The organism is Bacillus sp. FSL W8-0629, assembly GCF_038593225.1.
GTDB lineage: Bacteria > Bacillota > Bacilli > Bacillales > Bacillaceae > Bacillus > Bacillus altitudinis.
Genome location: NZ_CP151975.1, coordinates 837,571 through 859,370, shown reverse-complemented (window position 1 = coordinate 859,370; position 21,800 = coordinate 837,571). Strand labels below are relative to the sequence as shown.

At 40.8% G+C, this 21,800-nt stretch carries 26 protein-coding genes and 1 CRISPR repeat array; of the genes, 10 read left to right on the top strand and 16 right to left on the bottom strand.

Translation table 11 applies throughout. The features are described 5' to 3' along the window. Nucleotides 1-13: 13 nt before the first annotated feature. From NSQ17_RS04285 to NSQ17_RS04275, 3 genes are all read right to left on the bottom strand, one after another. Nucleotides 14-895, bottom strand: a complete 882-nt coding sequence (locus tag NSQ17_RS04285) for a DUF6602 domain-containing protein (RefSeq protein ID WP_034284196.1) — start codon at nucleotides 893-895, stop codon at nucleotides 14-16. A gap of 308 nt (nucleotides 896-1,203) precedes the next feature. Beyond that, a CRISPR array of direct repeats spans nucleotides 1,204-1,433; the repeat unit is 32 nt; unit sequence ATTTCAATCCACGCACTCATGTAGAGTGCGAC. 793 nt (nucleotides 1,434-2,226) lie between these two features. Beyond that, nucleotides 2,227-2,448: a sigma-O factor regulator RsoA gene (gene rsoA / locus NSQ17_RS04280; RefSeq protein ID WP_061418431.1), complete on the bottom strand. Its 222-nt coding sequence runs from the start codon at nucleotides 2,446-2,448 to the stop codon at nucleotides 2,227-2,229. Beyond that, nucleotides 2,396-2,998 (bottom strand): sigma-70 family RNA polymerase sigma factor, encoded by a 603-nt coding sequence (locus NSQ17_RS04275; protein WP_047947015.1) that lies wholly within the window; start codon nucleotides 2,996-2,998, stop codon nucleotides 2,396-2,398. The genes rsoA and NSQ17_RS04275 overlap by 53 nt, the downstream gene beginning before the upstream one ends. 166 nt (nucleotides 2,999-3,164) lie before the next feature. Here NSQ17_RS04275 and NSQ17_RS04270 point away from each other — a divergent pair, with 166 nt between their 5' ends. From NSQ17_RS04270 to NSQ17_RS04260, 3 genes are all read left to right on the top strand, one after another. Then, nucleotides 3,165-3,329: a YvrJ family protein gene (locus NSQ17_RS04270; RefSeq protein ID WP_073415715.1), complete on the top strand. Its 165-nt coding sequence runs from the start codon at nucleotides 3,165-3,167 to the stop codon at nucleotides 3,327-3,329. Nucleotides 3,330-3,423: 94 nt separating this feature from the next. Further along, nucleotides 3,424-4,587: an oxalate decarboxylase family bicupin gene (locus NSQ17_RS04265; protein WP_342467890.1), complete on the top strand. Its 1,164-nt coding sequence runs from the start codon at nucleotides 3,424-3,426 to the stop codon at nucleotides 4,585-4,587. Between the two features lie 67 nt (nucleotides 4,588-4,654). Next, nucleotides 4,655-5,077, top strand: coding sequence for a regulatory YrvL family protein (locus tag NSQ17_RS04260; RefSeq protein ID WP_144680181.1), 423 nt, complete (start codon nucleotides 4,655-4,657; stop codon nucleotides 5,075-5,077). 2 nt (nucleotides 5,078-5,079) lie between these two features. On the opposite strand, the gene NSQ17_RS04255 is transcribed toward NSQ17_RS04260, so the two are convergent. The 4 genes from NSQ17_RS04255 to NSQ17_RS04240 form a co-directional block, all read right to left on the bottom strand. Further along, nucleotides 5,080-5,553, bottom strand: a complete 474-nt coding sequence (locus NSQ17_RS04255; RefSeq protein WP_039167943.1) for a DinB family protein — start codon at nucleotides 5,551-5,553, stop codon at nucleotides 5,080-5,082. A gap of 61 nt (nucleotides 5,554-5,614) precedes the next feature. Then, nucleotides 5,615-8,209, bottom strand: coding sequence for a YfhO family protein (locus NSQ17_RS04250; RefSeq protein ID WP_342467889.1), 2,595 nt, complete (start codon nucleotides 8,207-8,209; stop codon nucleotides 5,615-5,617). 87 nt (nucleotides 8,210-8,296) lie between these two features. Beyond that, complete coding sequence (locus NSQ17_RS04245) at nucleotides 8,297-9,280, bottom strand: glycosyltransferase family 2 protein (RefSeq protein WP_008341983.1); 984 nt, start codon at nucleotides 9,278-9,280, stop codon at nucleotides 8,297-8,299. 301 nt (nucleotides 9,281-9,581) lie between these two features. Further along, nucleotides 9,582-9,854: a YfhJ family protein gene (locus tag NSQ17_RS04240; RefSeq protein WP_017366871.1), complete on the bottom strand. Its 273-nt coding sequence runs from the start codon at nucleotides 9,852-9,854 to the stop codon at nucleotides 9,582-9,584. A 116-nt stretch (nucleotides 9,855-9,970) separates the two neighbouring features. Here NSQ17_RS04240 and NSQ17_RS04235 point away from each other — a divergent pair, with 116 nt between their 5' ends. Next, the gene (locus NSQ17_RS04235; RefSeq protein WP_003217849.1) at nucleotides 9,971-10,120 is read left to right on the top strand and encodes a small, acid-soluble spore protein K; all 150 of its coding nucleotides are present in this window, start codon (nucleotides 9,971-9,973) and stop codon (nucleotides 10,118-10,120) included. Nucleotides 10,121-10,145: 25 nt separating this feature from the next. Further along, nucleotides 10,146-10,319 (top strand): YpzG family protein, encoded by a 174-nt coding sequence (locus NSQ17_RS04230; RefSeq protein ID WP_003217811.1) that lies wholly within the window; start codon nucleotides 10,146-10,148, stop codon nucleotides 10,317-10,319. A gap of 226 nt (nucleotides 10,320-10,545) precedes the next feature. On the opposite strand, the gene NSQ17_RS04225 is transcribed toward NSQ17_RS04230, so the two are convergent. Then, nucleotides 10,546-10,860 (bottom strand): YfhH family protein, encoded by a 315-nt coding sequence (locus NSQ17_RS04225; protein ID WP_008341991.1) that lies wholly within the window; start codon nucleotides 10,858-10,860, stop codon nucleotides 10,546-10,548. Nucleotides 10,861-10,863: 3 nt separating this feature from the next. Beyond that, on the bottom strand, nucleotides 10,864-11,655 hold the full coding sequence (gene recX, locus NSQ17_RS04220; RefSeq protein ID WP_017358838.1) for a recombination regulator RecX: 792 nt from the start codon (nucleotides 11,653-11,655) through the stop codon (nucleotides 10,864-10,866). A gap of 95 nt (nucleotides 11,656-11,750) precedes the next feature. Between recX and NSQ17_RS04215 the strand changes: the two genes are divergently transcribed. The 3 genes from NSQ17_RS04215 (at nucleotide 11,751) to NSQ17_RS04205 (ending at nucleotide 13,027) form a co-directional block, all read left to right on the top strand. Then, nucleotides 11,751-12,647 carry a TIGR01777 family oxidoreductase gene (locus tag NSQ17_RS04215; RefSeq protein WP_046342996.1) on the top strand — a complete coding sequence of 299 codons (897 nt, stop codon included), beginning with the start codon at nucleotides 11,751-11,753 and terminating at the stop codon, nucleotides 12,645-12,647. Between the two features lie 52 nt (nucleotides 12,648-12,699). Beyond that, on the top strand, nucleotides 12,700-12,810 hold the full coding sequence (locus NSQ17_RS04210) for a YfhE family protein (protein ID WP_017358836.1): 111 nt from the start codon (nucleotides 12,700-12,702) through the stop codon (nucleotides 12,808-12,810). A gap of 61 nt (nucleotides 12,811-12,871) precedes the next feature. After that, nucleotides 12,872-13,027, top strand: coding sequence for a YfhD family protein (locus tag NSQ17_RS04205; protein ID WP_008341997.1), 156 nt, complete (start codon nucleotides 12,872-12,874; stop codon nucleotides 13,025-13,027). 34 nt (nucleotides 13,028-13,061) lie between these two features. On the opposite strand, the gene NSQ17_RS04200 is transcribed toward NSQ17_RS04205, so the two are convergent. Continuing rightward, the gene (locus tag NSQ17_RS04200; protein ID WP_024720283.1) at nucleotides 13,062-13,649 is read right to left on the bottom strand and encodes a nitroreductase; all 588 of its coding nucleotides are present in this window, start codon (nucleotides 13,647-13,649) and stop codon (nucleotides 13,062-13,064) included. A 270-nt stretch (nucleotides 13,650-13,919) separates the two neighbouring features. Here NSQ17_RS04200 and NSQ17_RS04195 point away from each other — a divergent pair, with 270 nt between their 5' ends. Then, a complete protein-coding gene (locus NSQ17_RS04195) occupies nucleotides 13,920-15,176 on the top strand; it encodes a transcriptional regulator (protein WP_008341668.1) in 1,257 nt (418 codons plus the stop codon). A 35-nt stretch (nucleotides 15,177-15,211) separates the two neighbouring features. Here the strand turns inward: NSQ17_RS04195 and NSQ17_RS04190 are convergent, their stop codons facing one another. The 3 genes from NSQ17_RS04190 to mprF all read right to left on the bottom strand — a co-directional run bounded on the left by NSQ17_RS04190 (nucleotide 15,212) and on the right by mprF (nucleotide 19,229). Next, nucleotides 15,212-15,679, bottom strand: coding sequence for a DUF393 domain-containing protein (locus NSQ17_RS04190; protein WP_024720282.1), 468 nt, complete (start codon nucleotides 15,677-15,679; stop codon nucleotides 15,212-15,214). Nucleotides 15,680-16,016: 337 nt separating this feature from the next. Then, the gene (locus NSQ17_RS04185; protein WP_039167961.1) at nucleotides 16,017-16,565 is read right to left on the bottom strand and encodes a thioredoxin family protein; all 549 of its coding nucleotides are present in this window, start codon (nucleotides 16,563-16,565) and stop codon (nucleotides 16,017-16,019) included. A 93-nt stretch (nucleotides 16,566-16,658) separates the two neighbouring features. Next, nucleotides 16,659-19,229, bottom strand: a complete 2,571-nt coding sequence (mprF, locus tag NSQ17_RS04180; protein WP_342467888.1) for a bifunctional lysylphosphatidylglycerol flippase/synthetase MprF — start codon at nucleotides 19,227-19,229, stop codon at nucleotides 16,659-16,661. Between the two features lie 168 nt (nucleotides 19,230-19,397). Between mprF and NSQ17_RS04175 the strand changes: the two genes are divergently transcribed. After that, on the top strand, nucleotides 19,398-19,877 hold the full coding sequence (locus NSQ17_RS04175; protein WP_008341672.1) for a MarR family transcriptional regulator: 480 nt from the start codon (nucleotides 19,398-19,400) through the stop codon (nucleotides 19,875-19,877). Between the two features lie 17 nt (nucleotides 19,878-19,894). Here the strand turns inward: NSQ17_RS04175 and NSQ17_RS04170 are convergent, their stop codons facing one another. The 3 genes from NSQ17_RS04170 to NSQ17_RS04160 are packed head-to-tail and all read right to left on the bottom strand — an operon-like array spanning nucleotide 19,895 to nucleotide 21,740. Next, nucleotides 19,895-20,179 carry a hypothetical protein gene (locus NSQ17_RS04170; RefSeq protein WP_024720280.1) on the bottom strand — a complete coding sequence of 95 codons (285 nt, stop codon included), beginning with the start codon at nucleotides 20,177-20,179 and terminating at the stop codon, nucleotides 19,895-19,897. Nucleotides 20,180-20,191: 12 nt separating this feature from the next. Beyond that, nucleotides 20,192-20,719 (bottom strand): YfiT family bacillithiol transferase, encoded by a 528-nt coding sequence (locus NSQ17_RS04165; RefSeq protein ID WP_342467887.1) that lies wholly within the window; start codon nucleotides 20,717-20,719, stop codon nucleotides 20,192-20,194. A gap of 13 nt (nucleotides 20,720-20,732) precedes the next feature. Continuing rightward, complete coding sequence (locus NSQ17_RS04160; protein ID WP_342467886.1) at nucleotides 20,733-21,740, bottom strand: zinc-binding alcohol dehydrogenase family protein; 1,008 nt, start codon at nucleotides 21,738-21,740, stop codon at nucleotides 20,733-20,735. Nucleotides 21,741-21,800 lie beyond the last annotated feature (60 nt).

Below are 21,800 nucleotides of genomic sequence, written 5' to 3'. Positions count from 1 at the left end.
CGCTCTCCTTTCTTCACTTTGTTATCTGTTTCTGAAATAGCTCGGCATATGCATAGTGAGGGAAAAACATGGGATTATTGATGAGCATCAGCAATTGATTTAATTGGAAGTTTAGCGTTAACAGCTCATTGTGATCAATACGTAATTCACTGAGTTTGTTCAAAATCACTTTGTCTTCACTATCATCTTCATTATTTTCTTTCTTTTCTTCATCCTCTTGTTCCCTAGACCTTTCTGGATCATAACAATTTAATTCATTAGCCCACCATCCTAGGTGTTTATCTTCATTAGGAGCTCTTAAATGAAATACACTCTTTTGTTTCATAAGTATAAAGTCAAATGCTTTGTCTAATATTTCAAACATCTTTGAAGATGAATTTGCTGTTTGCCTTTTTAAATTACTTGCTAAAATTAAAATAGGACGTGTTCGTTTCTGTGTATCATTTTCAACCATGACAACCCCTTGAGCGGCCATCCTAGCTATTCCTTTTGTTTTCGGTACTAATTTTTTTATATTGTCAGACCAAACTTTTAAATTATCAACATCGAAATTTGAACTTTTACATTCTATAGCAACCGCAACCGCCTCAATCGGTATAAACTTCAACGAATTGTGTTGGAACACATACGGCGTATACTGCTCATCAAAAACGGCAATATCGACTTCGTTAGAATGATTTCCTTCTGAGTCAATAATGATGACACCTTGTGCTAATGAATATTTTTTAGGAATGATTTTCCGAAAAAACTCCAACCACATCACTTCTCTAGAATCTCCTGTCAGCCCGCCATGATTAGAAGCAAAGTCGACTTCTTCGGATATCATGCTGTTTAATCTTTGATAATTCTCTAAGATCAGCTGCTCAACTTTACCGGTTCGCTCCGTTTCACCCAAACCAATTCCTCCTTCACCACATTACGAATGGATAAAATTTGAATCTAAATGACTACTTTTCATTTCGACTTATTTTGAGATTTTTTAAGGTTTATTTAGGAAAAAGAAGAAGAAAAAAACATGACTGCAAGGAGTCATGTTTTCACTGTACAAATGAACAGTATATTTGATGGCTATTTGAAAGAGGATGTTGTAAGAAGATGATCTTTAAGGTAGTCATAACCGTTTAAGACACAATCATTGAAAACCATGCGCACCTCATATATGGGTGCGACAAATACTATGAAGATTTAACAGACGAAGAAATCATTTCAATCCACGCACTCATGTAGAGTGCGACCTATGCAGGTGCAAAAACGGTCGATTGGAGAGCGATTTCAATCCACGCACTCATGTAGAGTGCGACTACTTTCTCCGCTACAGAAAAGTCTGCCTGAGAATTTCAATCCACGCACTCATGTAGAGTGCGACATGGTGTTTATAGGATGATTACGGATAATGGGTTAATTTCAATTCACGCACTCATGTAGAGTGCGACTGCGATTTCTGCCCTAATTATAACATTTTTTAGGAAATGATAGCCAAAACCCTCAATTTCTATTTGGAATTTTGTTTTCACCTCTAAATAATATACATTTTTTCTCATTTTTGTCGAATAAAAAGGTGCGAATGCCTCAGGAATTTTATGTTCACCTCACATTCGCACCGAATCTCTCTTAATCCTATTTAATTAAAAACTATTACTGATGATAATCATACTTATTTCGCTGCTTCATCAACATCTTTGAATTCATTAATAAAATGGCTGAGACAGAGTTATGTTTTTCACACCTATTTCAAGCGCAATGTCAATAAATCTTTCAAGCTACCTACTGACAAGAATTTTATTCCTCACATTCATATAGAGTGCGACAAATATAAGACCTGTAATTAATACGGCTACTGTATTTCAATCCACACACTCATGTAGAGTGCGACGCGTCTTTCTTTCCTTCTGGTGCATCCTCAGCGTTATTTCAATCCACGCACTCATGTAGAGTGCGACTAAAAAGCAACAACAAGCATACACGGATAAACAATTTCAATCCACGCAATCAAAACCCCATGAAATGGCTGTGATTTCAATCCACGCACTCATGTAGAGTGCGACTGCGATTTCTGCCCTAATTGTAACATTTTTTAGGAAATGATAGGTAAAATCCTCAACTTTCAATAAAGAATTTTGTTTTCTCCTTTATAAAATATACATTTTTCCTCAATTTTGTCGAATGAAAAGGTGCGAATGTCCCGGGGATTTTATGTTCACCTGACATTCGCACCATCAGTTCCTCTTACATCTTCGTCATATACTCCACAATAAACTCCCAAAAGCCAGGTCCTTCTTGGTAAATCAGCCGGTCTATTTTTTCGATGAGTTTGATGTAGAGTTCTTGTTCGAGGTCTTCTCTTTCTTGATATGCCGTGTTTTGTAGTTTCTTTTTGATCATGGGTGTGAAGGTTTCAATGAGTTCTTCCATTTCTCCATTGGTCATTTTGTCTTCTTGCACGGACATCTCCCCCTGTTTCTTCTTTTAGTTTGTTGAGTGCTTTTTTGTGGATGTTTGAGATGTTTTGTCTCGTTTCGCCTAGCCGGTCGGCTATTTCTTTCATTGTTTGACCTTCAACATAAATATGGGTTAAAACCATTTTTTGTTTGTCTGTGAGCTGCTGATAGGCCTTGTACAATCTTGGGTCTTGCAGGTGCTCCCCTAAGTCTTGCTGGTTAAAGAGCACAGCTTCATACGTATCTGTTTGAACAGGGTCTTTCACTTCTTGCGTATCAGGATGATCGAGTATGAGCGGAAAACGTTGCTGCTTTTTTTTCACTCGTTTGTCAAAGTCGACTGAAAAGATGCGGATCATTGTGGAAATATACTTGATGATGCGGATTTTTTGATAAAACTGCTTGAACTCGGAATCTAGTTTTTTCGCATTTTCCTCGTTTGGCTCTTCCATGACTTGCCGGAGCAGCTGCTGGTTTTTAGGATTGCTTAAAAACTGCTGAATGAGCGGGTGATCAACGATTTCCTTCCATTTTGCTTTCAATAACAGCCGATAATCCATGTGCATCCTCCCCTTTGTTCTCTCTACTTGCATTAAGTGGACAAAAGTTAAAAAAAGTAAACTTTGTGAAACGGGTCTAATGGTTCATTTTCTCCCCTTTTGATTTCCTATTTCTTCTTTCATACCACCTATAGAGAAGACGAGCATCCGCTGGGAGGTGAGACAAATGGAGACCTTTTTTTCGGAGGAATGGCTGAAGCAGCTCGGTCAGGCTGGCTTTCCTGCCATTTTGACGATTTATTTGCTGACACGTTTTGAACGAAAGTTTGATGAATTAAGCAAACTCATCCAACGATTGGTCGCTGTTCAAAAAAATGATGAATCAGATTGACATCTTCTTGATTCGTTTCACCTTATGAAAACGAGGGCGAAATGAAAGGCCTTTTGTCACCTCACACAATACGATGTTGAAAGGGGATTTTATCATGAGTGAAAAGCAAAATGGTGTACCGCAGCCGATTCGAGGAGAAAAAGGAGCAACGGTCAAAATTCCACGTAATCTCGAGCGAGACAGACAAAACCCAGATATGCTCACGCCACCAGAAACCGATCATGGAACGGTTTCCAACATGAAATATTCTTTTTCTGATACGCACAACCGTTTAGAAAAAGGCGGTTACGCAAGAGAAGTCACGGTACGTGAACTGCCAATCTCTAAAAGTCTTGCCTCTGTGAACATGCGGCTAAAGCCTGGTGCGATTCGTGAGCTTCACTGGCATAAGGAAGCGGAGTGGGCGTACATGATTTATGGGGAAGCCCGAATTACATCGGTTGATGCAGAGGGGCGGAATTTTACAGAGGATGTGACTGAGGGAGATTTATGGTACTTCCCTTCTGGCTTGCCGCACTCTATTCAAGCACTTGAACCAGGAGCTGAATTCTTGCTTGTGTTTGATGATGGTTCCTTCTCTGAAAATAGTACGTTCCAAGTGACTGATTGGCTTGCTCATACCCCAGAGGAAGTCGTTCTCCAAAACTTTGGAATGACAAAGGAGCAATTTGAGAAGCTGCCAGAGAAAGAGAAGTATATTTTCCAAAAAGGAATTCCTGGTTCCCTTGAATGTGACAAGGTGCAAACAGAGCAAGGAGAAGTCCCGAACTCCTTTAAATATGAGCTGTTAAAGCAAGAGCCGATTACGTCAAGCGGCGGACAAGTGTGGATTGCGGATTCTACCAATTTCAAAGCTTCTAAAACGATTGCCTCTGCTCTTGTGAAAGTTGATCCAGGTGCCATCCGTGAGCTGCACTGGCACCCAAATACGGATGAATGGCAATATTTCATTTCTGGAAAAGCTCGAATGACGGTATTTGCTTCTGATGGACATGCGAGAACCTTCAACTATCAGGCGGGAGACGTTGGCTATGTGCCATTTGCGATGGGGCATTATGTAGAAAATACAGGCGACGAACCGCTCTATTTCTTAGAAATCTTTAAGAGCGATCATTATGCAGATATCTCGCTCAATCAGTGGCTTGCGGTCACACCGAAACAGCTTGTTTTGGATCATTTAGATCAAGGCGAAGAATTCTTGAAATTGCTTGATACAGAAAAACACCCTGTCATCGCTGCACCTAAAAAAGAGGATTAATTCCACCTTCCTGCAAAAAGGCTGTCCTTTTTGCAGGTATCTTCATGTAAAGGAGTGTTGTTTACCCATGCAACAATCTGTTCACGCTTTATGGCAAGGGCTGAAATGGCTCATGGCGCTATCAGCTGTCTGTTACATATTTTTGTTGTTTTGTGTGCTGTTCTTTCATTTGACCGGTGCTTTTTATCAATCGATTTTATCGTTGATTCTGTTTATGGGCATCTATGTTGTACTTGGAATCTCTTTTGAACATCTGGAACACGTGCTCATGCGGTTTGTTCGTAAGTGTCGGTCCAAAAAACGATCCATCGTTTTCTATGCCGTTTTATTTCACCTTTTGTTTATTTGGGGTGCTGTCTATGTATCAGACGAATTGGTTGACGGCATTTTGCTGACTACTTCTGAAGAAATTCTCTTTGCGCTAAGTCTTTGGCTATTTCATTTTTTGTTTGATTATGCGACGTTTCCATTTGAGAAAGAAGCTTCATGACTCTACTCTCTTTCTGACGAGAGTGCTTCTTTGATTTGCTTCATATGATGGGTATCGTGTTCGATCAGTCCTTGGAAATAACTTAATAACGTCAGCTTGGTTTGACCAATAAAAAAAGGTTCATTCCAGCGAGATGGTTCAATTTTCTTCATTTCTTGAAGTAATTCTGTTCTGACAGCAATAAATCGAACGATCGTCTCGCTTTTCTTTTCCTTTCTCGCTCTTTCAGCTGACTGCTGATTCATTTTGTGCACATCAGGAGCTTGAGGTAATGGCCGATCGTTCCAAAATTCCTTTAGTCGAGCCTTTAAAATAAATTCATCCCATGGAACGAAATGGGCGATGATTTCAGCGGTGCTCCATTTTCCATCAGCGATCGCTCTGCGCCATTCTTTGTCTGTTAATTCCGTTAGTGACTGTACCCATTCAATGGAGTGTTCAAAATGAGCAATAGTGGACTCTTTGTTTAACGTCAAATGGTCTCCCCCATTCACATGCTTTTATGTAGATTGTATCAATGATGAGAAAAAACACCACTTATGATGTAAAGTGGTGTTTCTTGTGTTTTCTCCGTGCATATAAAATCGCAACGACCAAACTGACGAGTGAAATCAATGCGAGAATTCTGATATAAGGCGGATAGTAGGTTAGCACGATCTCGTTTTTTCCTTTTTCTATTGGAAAACCGATAAACGCATAATTGGCTTGTTCAATCTCGGTTTGATGGCCGTTCACCGTGAGCTCCCAGCCTTTTTCATATGGAACAGGCAGAATCATATAATCATCGCCGCGCTTGTTCTCATAAGAAATCGTAAAGCGGTTATTTTTAAGCTTCACCTGCTGGCTGCCATCATCCTGTTTTTCTTTTTCATATGCCCGCGCAAGGGTGCGGTAAGGCTCATGATACAGCTTTAATTGACTCAGCTCATACGTCCCTTTTGGAACTTGTATGGAAAGGATTTTTTCCGCAGGGACGCGAATCGTCACGTCATTAACGCCTGTTTTGTAGATAGACGTATTGCTTTTGCGTGATGTGACGTAGTCATCCACAGATAACTGAAACCCTTCGTTACGGTCGGTCCGCTTCACATAAAAGCTCACATACACATCCCCCACGCGAGCGATATCATCTGGAAGGGTGATATTCAGCCCGCCCGTTTTCCCGTATACATCAAGCACGCCATTTTCGTATACCGCTTGTTCAGTATGAATGTTTGTATCCTTTATTCGATCAGGCGATTGGTCGATTTCAGCATTTCCTTTTTTGTTTAAGATCACACCTTGCAACATCGCATGTTCTTTATCAAGTGCTGACGCATGCTCTAGTGACTTTTCTGAATAGACGGTACTCGTTGTTCTTGCAAATGGGAGCGGGCGTGTATTTTCATACACTTCATAATGTTCGCTTTCCAATATGGGCTTAAAATAAACCGGCGGTGAGAAAGACATCGATTTGTCTCTCATATAATACTTCCCGTAGGTCAGACTGTATAAATTCGCCCTGTCCCCCATTGTTGCATACCGGCTGACACTTTCCCGTCCCATATCAATTTGCAGGTCATTCCAGTAGAAATGGAGCAGATGCTGATTCAATATACTTGAATACGCACTCATGCCTTGAAAGCCTTCAAATAACGGGGTGTTGTTGCGCACGCCGTTCATCCAATCAATCCGGGCAAGCGGATCTTCTTTTGAGCGGCTTTCAATCTGCTGAATGAGCTTCATTTGCTCATGTCCAGCATACGCCTCACTATTCAGATACGTATCTGATACGCTCTTAATATTGCTTCTTTCAAATAAGTAGCCCTGCTGATACACGCCTGCTGTCAGTAAGCTCACAACGATGAGCACAGCTGACAAGAGACGAAGGTGCAGACGTTTTCCCGCATGTATCGAGAGGAAGAACAAACTGATCACAAGCAGTCCTATTCCGGTAAATACAACAACATCCATATTTCCCTTTGCTCGTTCTGAAAGGGCGACTGCGAGAAGGAATACAATCCAAGCGCCTAAAACCGCACGTGTTTTCCACTTCCACTCCATTTGCGAGAAATGCTTGATGGTGATGGCTATGACTGCTCCAACTGTAAAAGCAAGAATATATTCAAATCTGTACTGCGGTGCAGAAAAACCATTAAACACACTCGCCATCTTTGGACTGTAGTGAAAAATGATCAGCAGAACACTGATCGATGTGAACATGAAAAACCATCTGTTCCGGTATAGCGGAACGAGAAACAGACAAATCAGAAAGATGACCGGCAATAAGTACACCCTGCTTGTAAACAGCAGATGATCATGCAGCGTAAACCAAGGAATTGCCTGTTCATACGGCGGTCTTACATTATTGAGAAAGCCGTAAACAGACGGGATAAAAAAGGCAGCACTGATCCCAAACGATAACAACGTAGAGATCGCAAGTGTCCAGAACACCTTCCAGCCTCGCTCCTCGCTTTGAAGCTTCATCATATATCTGAAGACGAGATAAATGGCTAAAAAGATAAAGTGAATGTAAGCAAAGTAAAAATTGTTGATCAGCATGAGACTGCAAGCCGCAATAAACCATGCCGGCTTGCCTGTTTTAAAAATCCGTTCAACCCCGAGCACAAGCAGCGGAAGCCACATCATGCTGTCGGTGAAAAACTCCCAAAACGTTTGATGCCGAAAGTACACAATAGACAGTCCGTAAATACCGGCACCTGTCAGCGCCCCCAGCCTATGTTGCACAATCGAAAGAAGCACACGATATGCGATGAACAGAATGACTGTCAGCTTGATCACACTCAGCCAAATAACAGCATTTGCCCAAAAGTGAATGTCTGTTGACTGTACAAGGTGAAGCACATTTAACAGCCAGACAACAGCGACTGTGACCATAAAGACCATCGACGTTGTAAAATAATAACCTAATTGCGTATATGTACCGCCGCCTAGACCAAATTGATAGGAATAAAAGAAGTTTCCTTTGACGTATTCGTCATACAGCAGCTTTTTAAACGGGAGCATTTGCGAAATGCCATCTCCATCTCCCGTCATATATCGGCCTTGCGTATATTCATATAAGAAAAAGGAGTGTCCTAATAAAGCAAGAATGAGGCACATTCCAATGAGTATCCATCTACGTTTCATCATCTAAATCCTTTCTCCAAAAGATCCACTGTTCATTGAAACAAAACAACCCAGCAAGCGATTCGTGCTTGCCGGTTATTTGACTCCACGTTATTTAAATAACTGTGTTAACACTCGGTCTTGTTCTTTTGAGCTTGTCTCTTGTTCCATGACATTTGATTCTTGAATTAAGTAATGCGGCCTCTTTTTCGTTTCATAGTAAATCCGGCCAATGTATTCTCCGATCACACCTAGACTCAAGAGCTGGACACCACCGAGGAAAAGCACAGCTGAGATTAAAGTGAAATAACCCGGTACCATGATGCCCGTTCTGACGATTTGAATAAAGGTCGCCACGATGTAAATCAAAGAGAGAAATAAGATCAAAATACCCGTATAAAAACAAATACGCAGCGGGCGGTTGTTAAAGGAAATGACACCATCAATCCCGTAGTTAAATAATTTCTTTAGTGACCATTTTGTATCACCGTGCTGTCTTTCCACATTTTCATAATAGATGACCTTTTCTTCAAAGCCAATCCAGCAAAAAAGGCCTTTTGAAAAACGATTTCCCTCTTTTAGCTGAAGCAATGCGTCGATCGCTTGACGGGAAATTAAGCGGAAATCTCCTACACCATCACGCAAGTCCACTTCGACCACCTTGTTCATCACTTTATAATACATCGATGATAGGTAAGAACGAAGCTTGCTGTCCCCTTTACGGTTTCGTTTGGCAATGACTTGATGATAACCTTCTTCGTAGCCTCTAACAAAATCCTGAATCAAATACGTTGGGTGCTGCAGGTCGGCGTCCATAATGATCGCAGCTTCCCCTTTTGCATGCTCAAGACCTGCTAAAATTGCAGCTTCTTTCCCAAAGTTACGAGAAAAGGAAATGTATTTGACTTTTGCACTTTTGTGAGAGAGCTCTCTCATGTATTGAAGCGTATTGTCTTTGCTTCCATCATTCACAAAGATGATTTCAAAGTCATAATGAAAATCGCGAAACTCTTCCTCGAGTGCCTCAAAGATTCGTCTGATGTTTTCACCTTCATTGTAAGAAGGAATTATAACAGAGAGCAGTTCCCGTTCCATATCGCACCTTCTCTTCACTTTTTTCACATAGTCTGTTATGTTCATTATTCCTTTTTTGTCAGAAAACGAAACCCTTTTTTATTATCCATAAATTTCATGTATCCTTAATCGTTACATTATATCAGAGTTTTATTTCCAGTGATTTTCACCAACATGAATTTAATGTAATTTTAAGTTTATCCATTGTAAAAAGCCTGTAATTTTGATCACAGACTGGGTATTGTTTCATAAAATTGTTTGGTCAATTATATATTTTCCTGTTTATTGAAAAAGATGAGTGGAAGTGAAAAGGGCAACCCTTTTAATGCAGCAGCCCTTTGTCGTTTTGTTGCAGATGCTCATTTGCCTTCGATTGTTTATTTTGAAATAAATGCAGCTGAGCGCCGTAGCTTTCGATCCATTCTCGGACAATCCGTTCAGTCGTTTCTTGTCCTTTATACTTGCGGCCAGCCTTTGCATAGGTTGTTTCAAAATCACTCCAAAGGAGCTCTACCCATGTACGTGCTTCTTCATATGTGAGCATATTGTTTTTTTCCATTAGTTGTTCGGTTAATCGCTCAAAATATTGTTCCATACTGGTTCCTCCTTCATCTAGCAGAAAGTGCCTTTTTAAAAAAATCTCTTTTTTCATATACTACCCTTACGTCTTCAAAAGACGCAAATGATTTGTATTGTTTGGAGGGAATCAGTATGCGTAATAAAGCAAAGGGCTTTCCAAATCAAGTGAATCACAAGTTTGAAGGCGAACCAGGGGCCACAGATGCTTATGCGTCTAAAAGGCCGAACGGTGAGACGAATACACGTCCACAGGAACGTATGAGGGCGTCAGGGAAACGCTAATTTTTCCAAAGGGAGTGCTTGAGATATGAGTTCAAATGGGAAATCGTATATGGAAGACTTTGTTCAATTAAGAACAACCGCTTACCCTCAACCATGGGCGAATGCTAAACATTCTGCCTCTCAGGTCAACGGAGAAACGCAGCAAACGCAGCACGACATCGTACTTCAGAACAACGTCCGTAAACAACGTTCGAAGTAAAGAAAAGGACTGATCTCTAACGATCAGTCCTTCAGATTGTTGACAAAGGGCTAAAATGAACTTGATTTTAGCCCTTTGTCTTCTTTTCAGCGTGATAGAAAACCTTTGCAGTCTAGGAAGGACGAGTACTGGCGCGGAGCGAATTTCACATTCGTGAGCACCAGCACGCAGGACTGACAAAGAATGCGAGGGTTTGTCTACACGCTGAAGGACTGATCTCTAGGGATCAGTCCTTTTGCGTAAGCATTGAAATCGGCAGAGCATCTTCTTTATTTGGCGCTGATACTCTGTAGCCCCAAGCAAAAACACCATTTAAATACTCCACATAAAACTGCTCGTCTGTATCTTTGATGTGATAAGTCGTTTTGGTTTGAATAGCAGCTGGATCTAATAAATAGGCTTTCGCCATGTCAATTTTCCGCTCCAACACGGCATATTCATTCACAATGCCTAGCTGCTCAGCCTTTCTTGCTTTTTCAGAAAGAGCGGCAATCTCCTGCTTTAATTCGTATTCTGTCATTTCACTATAGCGTTTTTCCATCTGTCATTCCCCTTTGTCTAAAACGTGATCAATTGTATCAAGATCAAATCCTTTTCGGTAAAGGAATTGCTTCACTTTCATTTTTTTCTCAAATGATCCGTCATAACCTACCTTGCGTTTTGCCTTCTCAAGCATATAGTGAAGGGCTTCTTCTTCCTTTTCCTCTTCTTGTCCATCATAGGCTTCTTGAAGGGCTTTATCAATGATATCAAATGAAAATCCTTTTCGCTGAAGCTGCAATTTGATACGCTGTTCAATTTCTTTTGCGGACCGGTTTTTCTCTTTCTTAACCAGCTTTAGCACTTGTTTCACTGCTTCCTCTAGCTGCAAATCATTCGGATATTGCGATAGTGCTTGTTCGATGGTGTCATCGTCTATGCCTTTCAGCTTTAATTCTTTTTTTAGCACTGACGGGCCTTTGCTATTCGTTTTTCGGTGGGTGCTTACATACGCTTCTGCAAATTCAAGATCATTTACATACTTATAATGTTTTAATTTGTGTATAATTTCACTAATAGCAGGTGCTGGTATATCTTTTTTCGTCAAATAATCGGTGACTTCTTTCACTGATCTCATCCGATACGATAAATAATCGACGGCCTGCTGAAATCCTTTTTTTACTGCATCACCGAATTGAATCTCTATGATATCGGCTTCGTCCAGCTCTTTTCCCTTTTTCAAATCATGCTGGACGAGCACATCTAGATCAACGCTAAAAGCGTACTTTTCATCAAGAAAGATGTTCACGCGTTCTGTATTGTTTTTCTGAGCAGAGATTTTCGTAATATAGGGCATCCTGTGATCACTCCTTTTTTCAAACAGTCAGGATGTTTCTTCTGATTCAAAATCGTGAAAGATATAGGTATGTATATGAGAGGAGAAGATGTCAATTGAATATCGCCATTACCGGAGGAACCGGGTTTATCGGCCAGCATGTCACAAAGGTGCTCGCAGCTGAAGGACATCATCTATATATTTTAACAAGAAATCCAAAGGAATCCGAACAAAATCATTTACATTACGTGCAGTGGCTGACAGAAGGTGCTAAGCCTGAACATGAATTGCCTGCGATTGATGTATGGATTAACCTTGCTGGAAAATCCATTTTCACACGCTGGACGGACAAAGCAAAAAAAGGCATTCTCTCCAGCCGTCTTCAATCCACACAAGAAGTGAGACGCATTATAGAAGCGCAGGAATCGAAACCATCTGTGCTCATTCAAGCAAGTGCTGTCGGTATCTACGGCACTTCCAAGACAGAAGACTTTACGGAGGAGGCCCCTCCAGCCGATACAGACTTTTTAAGTCATACATCTAAACTTTGGGAAGCTGAAGGGCAAAAAATTGAGGCGCTCGGTATTCGCACGGTTTATACACGCTTTGGGGTAGTGCTAGGAGAAAAAGGCACACTTCCTCTTATGACCTTGCCATACAAGCTGTTTGCCGGTGGAACGATTGGCTCTGGCTCGCAATGGGTATCTTGGGTTCACGTGGAGGATGTAGCACACCTCATTGCGTATGCCATTCAACATGAACACATATCAGGTCCACTCAATGTCACATCTCCAAATCCTGTTCAAATGAAGCAGCTGGGGCAAACTATTGCATCTACCCTTCATCGCCCTCACTGGCTGAAGGTGCCGTCCTTTGTCATCAAAACCGCACTTGGCGACATGTCATTGCTTGTATTAGAAGGCCAACGTGCTCTGCCGAAAAAGGCACTGCTGTCTTCTTATGAATTTTTACACCCTGAGCTAAAAGAAGCGATTTTGCATTCAGAGGAATAAATTTTGTCAAAAACACCCATCCTATTAAAAATGAGATGAGGGGGCGATTTTGATGAAGAAAAAAGAACACCAGCCGACTTCAAAACTGAAGAAAACCCAGGAAGTTCTGTATCAGCAGGAATTCAAAAAAGCGGAAAGAGCAGCAGAAAAAAGAAACAAATAAAACGGATATTCCTCTTTTACAAGCACATAACTAAAGTGATCTTGTAAAGGAGGGAAAAGCTTTGAAAAAAGACCAACACAAAAAATCCAACCACCAGCTTGCGGCACAAGAGACGGATGGCGAATATGTTGAATTTTCCAAAGAACTTGCAGATCCGAATGACGTAAAAGCGATGGCACGTATGAAAGCAGCCGATCAGCGTGCCAAAAAACAATAAGTAAAAAAAACAGACCCTATCAAAAGGTCTGTTTTTATTTGATTTCAGTTAGCAGACTTGATGCCTTCTGACGTGACTTTTCCTCAGGTACCTCTTCTGGATAACCGATGTGAAGAATCGCGGCAAAGCGTTCGTTTTCCTTTAATCCCATATCCTGTTGAAACCCTTTGTCGTATAAGATACGGCCGCTCTTCCATACCATACCGATTCCTTGATCCCAAGCCAGCAGCTGGAAGTTTTGAATGAGCGCACTCACAGCGGCAAAATCATCATTTCTCACAACTGGATTTTCGTCTTCTTTTAGAACAACAAGTAAAAGTGCTGGTACTTTAGAAAAATAATCTCTGTACTGATTGATCTTTTCTTCTTTTGCGTCTGGATTGTTGCGTTTAAAGAAAGCAATAAACCGCTCAACAAATACCTCTTTTGCTTCATCCGTCACTGCATATAAAAAACGCCAAGGTTCCGTGATTTTATGATTGGGTGCATAGACTGCGTCCTCTAATAATGGCTGAAGCTGTTCAATGCTCACCGGCGTTTCTTTGAATTTTCGAATCGATCGTCTATATCTGACAGCGTCTCGAACCGTTAACGCTTCTGTTTGTTGTTTTGTTTCTGGCATATATGTCATCCTTTCAATCAACCTTAATTGAAATTGATTCTCATTCACATTATAAACATGATCATGTGCTGTTTGCAAATAAGACCTCACCTCTCTGCTAAAAAGTTGTTTGACTTTTTCAAGTAATGTTACAATCATATTACGTTTTAAACAAATTTTGAGAAAAAAGCCAAGATGATGAAATGGTTTCAGGTATTTCCACTTTGTTAAATGCGGCTATTTTTTCAAAAAGCTTTCAACCCATGATTGGAAGGGAGGCTTCTGAATGGAATGAAAATCAATATTGGGCAAATCATCAAGCTCTATCGTTATAAACAAAATATGACCCAATCGGAGTTGGCAGAAGGAATTTGTTCTGTCTCTCATTTAAGTAAAATTGAAAATGGCTCAAAAGAGGCCAATCAAGATACGATCAATCTTTTGCTTGAACGGCTTGGAATTAGTCAAGAAACGCTGTCGCAAAAGGCGCGTCATCTGTTGTCATTGCTCGATGAGTTTCAGATGAACATGTATTTCTATGCGCTCGATCAAGCAGAGCAAAATGCAGAAATGATCATTCATCACGAGGAACAGTTCTTTTCGCTAGATTTAGGGATTCAGTATCATTTGTCCTTATTTCAATTTTATTTATTAACAGAAAAACAGCAGCTTGCCTTAAAAACGCACCGCGTGCTTAAGAAGTTTGAAAAAACCTTTATTGACACAGAAAAAGAAACGTTTGAATATCTAGATGGCATCCACCAGATTAAAATCGGTCAGCTCGAAGAAGGATTGAAAAGACTTGAAAGCTGCTTTTCTTACGCTTCTGTTGAACAGAGCGACCTGTATTATCACTATGCAAAAGCACTTGGAGCCATGGGGCATCTCGGTGATGCGCTTGAGGCCACACATCAAGCAATGGATTTGTATAGACAAAAAAATAATTTCAAGCGGGTCATTCATTGTACACTCATTCATGGGGTCATCTCACTGGAATTAAAGGCCTTTCAAACAGCTAAAAGATATTTAAAAGAAGTGATTTTACACACATCGCTTCACCCTGATGCTTATATTAAGATGACAGCTTATTTTTATTACGGGGTTCTCTTAAAACGCCAAGGCGATTTCTCATCCGCTGTGCCTTATTTACTAGATTCACTCAATTATTTTAATCAAGAACAGATAGAAGATCGTTACTGTGAAACGCTTTATGAAATCGCGACATTGTATGCGGAATATGATCGCAAAAAGGCGCTTCCATATATACACGAGCTGCTCAAACAGCCTCGTATTCAACCAAACTGTTTATATATGATTAAAATCTATAAATTGATGATTGAAGAGAATCCTCATGATTTGAAAACTTATTTAGTAGAAGCAGCGATTCCTTACTTTGAACACAATCAGCTCCACAATGAGTACTTGTTTGCTCTTAGAACCTTGCTTTCCTATGCGGCTTCTGAGCTTGATAAGCGTGCATATATGTCTTACACAACGAAGCTGCTTGATCACTTAGCATCATATATCCCGTATTATAAAAAAGCATGACCTTCTGCCGATCGAAGGTCATGCTTTTTCTATGATTAGATGGTCTTTTGTTGATCTGTATCGGGACGGGTGACTTGTTCGACAGAATGAATGTACCGTTTTCTCGCAAAATAATCGTAAGCATGCTGCCCAAAGCCAAGCCAAATGCTGAGTACAATGAATGGGACCGTTCCCCATAATGCAGGGATGTGACAAGCCATTCTCAGCCACGTATAAATCCCTGAGTTTTTTTGATTTTTCGCTAAGGAAATAGACACGATTCGTTTCTCTGCCTTCTCTTCACTAATTTTATTCAGTCTCAGCAGCTGTGAGTTTCTAAATGATTCAAAGTGAATTCGGTTTTTCCAATCGAGTGATTTCAACAGGTCAATTGCTTTTGCACATGAAGGACTTTGTCCGTCATAAAACACAAGCAGTCTGAGTGATTTGATGGAACGCTGTTCTCTTTTCTTTGATTCAGCGAGCTTCTTTTTTTCTTGATCGAGATAGATGATTTTTTTCATAAATTGATCGCCAGCCCTTTTCCTTCATTTATTTTTTTAGTTCGTTCAAAGGAGATTACAACTAGATTACTATAGTTGCTGGGCCTCTTGTATTGGGAAAAAGCCATCCGACGTGCGTTATATGAGCCTTTAGATAAGGGCAAAACAGCTGATTTCATGGCATATATGAGGTTTTTCAACTAAAAGTGGTTGGGAAAATCGTGATGCTTTGCGGTTTTCTGCGGTATTTGATAGAATTCTGCGGTTTTTCTACATCTTTATGCGGTGTTTTGTAGGTAAAACGCAAAAACAAGATAAAAAAAGACTACTTCCCATTGCGGCGAAGTAGTCTTTTGGTTTATATTTTTGCCAAAACTTCTACTATTTCTTTCTCAATATCTTTCCATAAGTAACGATCTGTCGTATAGTGATGTGCGGCTTCTTTCGCAAACACTTTAAATGCTTCCTCAAAATCGGGTGCATCTTTATCCGGCTTTTTCTCGTCGACAAAGCGCTGAGCTTCTGCTGAGCGAGGTCCCCATTTCCCCACTTCTTTCCCGTCCTGATCAATGATGACGATAATCGGAATCGATCTTGCGGTCCCGTTCGTTAAATACTGATCCATCAGGTCTAGGTGCTCGTCCCGAATGAAATAGCGCACATCAATCAGTGCTTCATTTGCAATACGCATGAAAATAGGTACATTAACCATCGCATCACCGCACCAATCTGCCGTGATCACAAGCGCTCTGAGCTTTTTCTTTTGAAGTTTTTGAAGCAGCTCTTTTTCCTTTTGATGAATTGCGTACTGGTTATACACCGTGAGTAAGTTTTCACGGTTTTTCTCCATGTTGTGTACATATGTACGTTCAGCTAATCCCTTTGTAAACCATTCATTTAGTGTCATGTGAACATCCCCCTTACCCTTCAACTTTACCACTTTTGCTATTCTTTTGTCTAAAAAAACCTTCACCTAGTGAAAGGTAAAGGTTCTTTGGACTTATGGACGCCGTTTTCGATTTGGGTCCATTCCTATCAGCTTAGTGACGAGCACCATTGTGACAGGCAGTGATGTATTCTTTTTATACGCTAAATATTTTCCGCGCCATTCTGGTTTATATTTCTGTTTAAACGACCGTAAGCCGCTGAAACTATACATATATCTGACGTTATTGAAGATGACACTCGCCAAACGTTCTGTCAGAAAGGACTGATGGAACGTGCCAACATTCGATAATGGCGCCATTCCCATGTTAAAGGATGTGTAGCCTTTTTCTTTCGCCCATTGAAACAGGTGGATAAAGAGTGCATCCATCATCCCGTTCGGTGCATCATGCATATGACGCATGAGGTCGATGGATATCTCTCCTTTTTGATACATCGGCATTAAGGACACAAAAGATATGATCTGCCCTTGTTCATCCTTTAAAATCGCAATCGGTGCTTTTTGAAGGTAGTCTTCATTGAAATAGCCTAATGAAAATCCTTTTTCTTTTTTCTTGCCCAGCCAGCTGTCAGAGATTTGTTTTAAGGTTGAGATCAATTCCTCTGAAAAGGGCGGCTCCAGCATTTCAAACGTATAGCCTTCTCGTTCAAATTTATTTGCGACAGCCCGTAAGTTTGATTTTTTCTTTCCTGACAAAGAGAACGTTTCTAAATTGACCATCGCTTCTTCCCCAAGCTTAAAGAAGTGAAAACCTAGGTCATGATAAAGCGCCATTCCTTCACGTTCTACTTGATAAAAAGCGACACGATAGCCTGCTTTTTCTGTCTGCTCCAAAAATTCTTCCAGTACAAGCGGATAAGAGGCTTTACGCCCAGAAGGATCTCCAAGCACAATAACGCAACGGCCAATCCGGCCAAACTGAAGCATCGCCTCCCCATCACTTGAGAAAAACAATTTTTTGTCTCCCAAAAAACCTAGATGACTAAGAGCATTTCCTCCCTTTTCTTCGAGAAAAGTTTTTAATTTTTCTTCATCGGCTTCTTCACCGATTGGAACTGCTTTTTTATTAAAAATCAATTTGCTAATGAAAAAGAAAAGAGGAACACCAATTAAAGCAATCATACTGGTCATCGTGATATGCCGTTCATTATGAACCAAATAGTCCTTGCTTAGGAAATGACCAATTTTCATCCAAATGAAGTTCCCAATGACATTATAGTTAAACAACACGAGTAAATATCCGGCGGCGGCCGCCACAAACTGATTCAAAGAATAAGGGGCCTGCTGCTTCACAAATTGATTTCGAAGCGAGAAAAATACCACCATGATGACCGGCAATATAAAGATCAAACTCAGGTTAAACCCTTTTAGTAAAGTAAACACAAAGCCGCCTGCTAGGGCAATCATTGTCAATAGATAAGACCGTTTCGTTCTTTTATACACTTCAATGGACAAAATCATTAAAATGATCCCGAACATTAAAGAAAGACCATTAAATCCTGATAACAAAAAGCGTGGAATGGTTGTAATCACACCTAAACGATCAACAGGAAGCACAACGGAAGCCATAATGAGCAAACCGCTTCCAAACGTTAAAATGGACAAAGATCCGTACAATAAACGGATGAGCAAAGCTCGGTGCAAAACAATTAAGACGTTTGTTGTTTCAATAGCAGGCGCCATTCTCGGATTGCCTTCAAGACGCCTGAGTGTTGTTCCAGTTAAATCGTATGCCGCTAGACAAAGTCCAAGAATAAACGGGAAAATGGAGTAAACGAAGCGGTACAATACAAGCGCTGTCAGCACCATCTCTTTATCAAACCCAATGTATTGCATACTGAGTAAAAAGATCAGATCAAACGAACCAAATCCGCCCGGAACCATACTGATTAAACCGCCGATTGACGCAATCGCAAAGACGCCTAATACAATACGGACATCAACGTTCATCCCCATAGAGACAACAGCCATGTACATGACAAGACCAGCTGCCAGCCACTCTAAAAACGATGCACCAATATAAGCATAGATCGGGTGCTTCAGTCCGTTTTCACCGCTCTCAATCGAGCTTTTTCGAATGGACGCCATGATGATGTAAATGGGCACAATACAAGCAAAAATAATGACAAATGCCCATAACCACGGCTCCTGACTAATAATACTTTCAACAGGCAGGACCCTAACTAAAATCAAATCACTGAAAATAGATAAGCCCAGCAGAACAGAGGATGTTAAAAGGGCAATGCCTTTCAACAGTTTTTTCGTATCTGTTATGTATTCCTTGTATAGAAGCGTTCTAAGCCCTGCTCCTGATAAACCACCGAAACCAAGCACACTATTAAAGGAGTTGGCGATCCAAGAAATTCGGATCGTTTTCCAGCCGCTGATAGGCATATTAAGGCTTTTTCTTAAAATAAAATCATATAAGGACATGGATAAAACAGCGACAAGTCCAAGAAAGACAAGAATAAACAAGTCCATTCGATTCAAGCTGTCAATAATATAAAACGTCTTTTTAATGGAAAGGCCGCTCAGCTCCTGCTTGGCGACAAAAATTAAGACAAGGATGATCACGATCGGAAAGAGCATTTTTAAGATCGTCATACCCGTTTTTTTGTTCCACATGTTTTTCCCAACTTTCTAAGTTGCTTCATTAATTTCAACTGACCATTATTATACAACAAATACCACTTAATTCATGCAGTTTAACATTCAAAAGCTTCATGATACTTTCAATTAGAAGTAAAAATCAGTAATATAAAGAAAAGAGCCGCTTAAAGGAAGTGAACAAGCGTGGAATATAATATTCATGACACCACCGTACTAAAAGAGGAAATCCTATCTCCTGAGGAAAAAAAGACATGGGTGCTGTATATGAAAGTACTCACTGCTGCAGGACTTGGAGATGTTTCTGAATGGATGAAGCTGGATATGAGTATGCCTCAAATGAAGGTGCTCATGCTGCTCAATAACCATGGCTCTCTTAAGGTGTCCGAAATTGCTGAAAAAATGGGGGCTTCTTTGTCCAATATGACAGGGCTGCTTGATCGGTTAGAACAATCGAACTTTGTGGAACGAAAGCATTCTGAGCGTGACCGTCGAATCATTGTCGTAGAATTAACAGAGGAAGCGAAAAATATTTTCAGAAGTATTTATCAAAAAGGGCATGAAAAAATTAAAAATTCCCTGCAACGGCTCAATGACGAAGAAAAAGAAAAAGTCAATGAAGGTCTAGCTATTTTAGAAAAAGCACTTCGTCCCGAACGTGGATAAAAAAGAAAAAAAGACGGTCACTTGAGGTCCGTCTTTTTTAATTCTTCTTTTCCTTGTTTATCTGGGGTGAAAAGATATTGACGAATGACTTCCCGGTCATCCCACAAGAGATAACCTAAACCGATAATGAGAAAAATGATGCTGATCCACGTACCGCCTGGGAGTATATCTTCCAGCTCCTCGATCGTTCTTACTGTGCTTACATTTCCACCATAGCGAATCTCAAACAAAACGTATTTCGCTATATAAAACAATGCCGCCGTGCAGATAAACATAGCGCCGACAATTCTTCTACTAGACATGTGTTGACTCCTTTACTTCCACTGATTTCTTTTGATTAATTCCGTGATATGGGTGAGATGATGCTGTGAATGCCAGACGTACATTCCTGTTGCATCATATAAGGACACCGTTTGTTGATCGGCTGGATGGTAATATGCAGCGTTGAAATCTTCCTCTGTCATCTCGCGAAGTAATGTGCCCCACCTGCGATGCAGACTGCTGATTAACGGCAGTGATAGACTGATAGGCGCCTTGCTGTCAGGAAGTGAAGCAAATGCTTCTTGATCATATGGACGTATGTGCGGTGTTTCTTCTGTCAGCGCAAGTTTAAATCGCAAGTAGGCGTTCAGATGGCTGTCCGCTACGTGGTGAATGAGCTGACGAACGGTCCATCCTCCTGGCCGATATGGGGTATCCAGCTGATCATTTGTCAATGGGACAACTGCCTCTTCATACTTTTGAGGAATGAGTGCCAGCTCATCAATCCATGCCTCCAGCTGCTTTTTCGTTTGTTGGTCCACCGGTTCATATAAGCCAATCGGATATTGTAATGATGTCATCTGCTGCCCCTCCTTAAAATCCTTCTAGAACAAATTTACCTATCATCTTCCCTTGCTCAAGTGTTTGATGTGCCTGCTTCAAATTGGCGGCATTGATGGGGCTGAGCACCTTTGTTAATGTATGTTTTAACTTCTTCTCTTCAAATAATGTACTCGCTTCTTTTAAAAGCTCGTGCTGCTTCATCATATCCGAGGTTTTGTACATCGGCCGTGTGAACATGAATTCCCATACAAATGCAGCACTTTTATTTTTGAGTAATTGAATGTCTAAATGGTGCTGATTTTCAACAATGGTACAGATCGTCCCTTGAGGTTTAATCGCTTCTGCCATCCCTTTGAAATGGCCATCTGTATCATTTAAGCATAAAATGTAATCCACTTCGCCAATCCCTTTTTCCTGAAGCTGCGCTAAGAGCGGCTGGTGATGGTCAATGATATGATCAGCCCCTAATGAGAGACACCATTCATTTGTTTCAGGTCTTGATGCAGTGGCGATCACAGTCGCCTTTGCTAATTTGGCGAGTTGAATGGCGATGGAGCCCACTCCGCCTGCACCACCGATGATCAGCAAGGTCGAGCCTTCTGCATTCCGCTTCATATGCATTCGGTCAAATAGCGCTTCATATGCCGTAATTGTTGTAAGAGGCATGGCAGCTGCTTCGGCAAAAGAGAGATTTGCAGGCTTTTTCGCCACAATTCTCTCATCCACAAGCTGGTATTCACTATTTGAGCCTTGTCGCGTGATATCTCCTGCGTAATAGACGTGGTCACCCGGCTGAAACAACGTACACGCTTCGCCTACTTCCACCACCGTACCGCTTGCATCGTAGCCAAGAATTTTCAGTTCTTCTTCCTTCTGATTCTTCGGTGACCTCACCTTTGTATCCACTGGATTCACCGACACAGCCTCTACCTTCACCAAAACATCCCTGCCAGCTGCTTTGGGCTTTGCCACCTCCTGATCGATCAAGCTTTGTTCATGCTCAATTGGCAAATACTCAAATAATCCAACTGCTTTCACTCGCTCGCACTCCCTTTCTCCATGCTTCTTTTCCACATTTTATCATACATTTCTGATGCT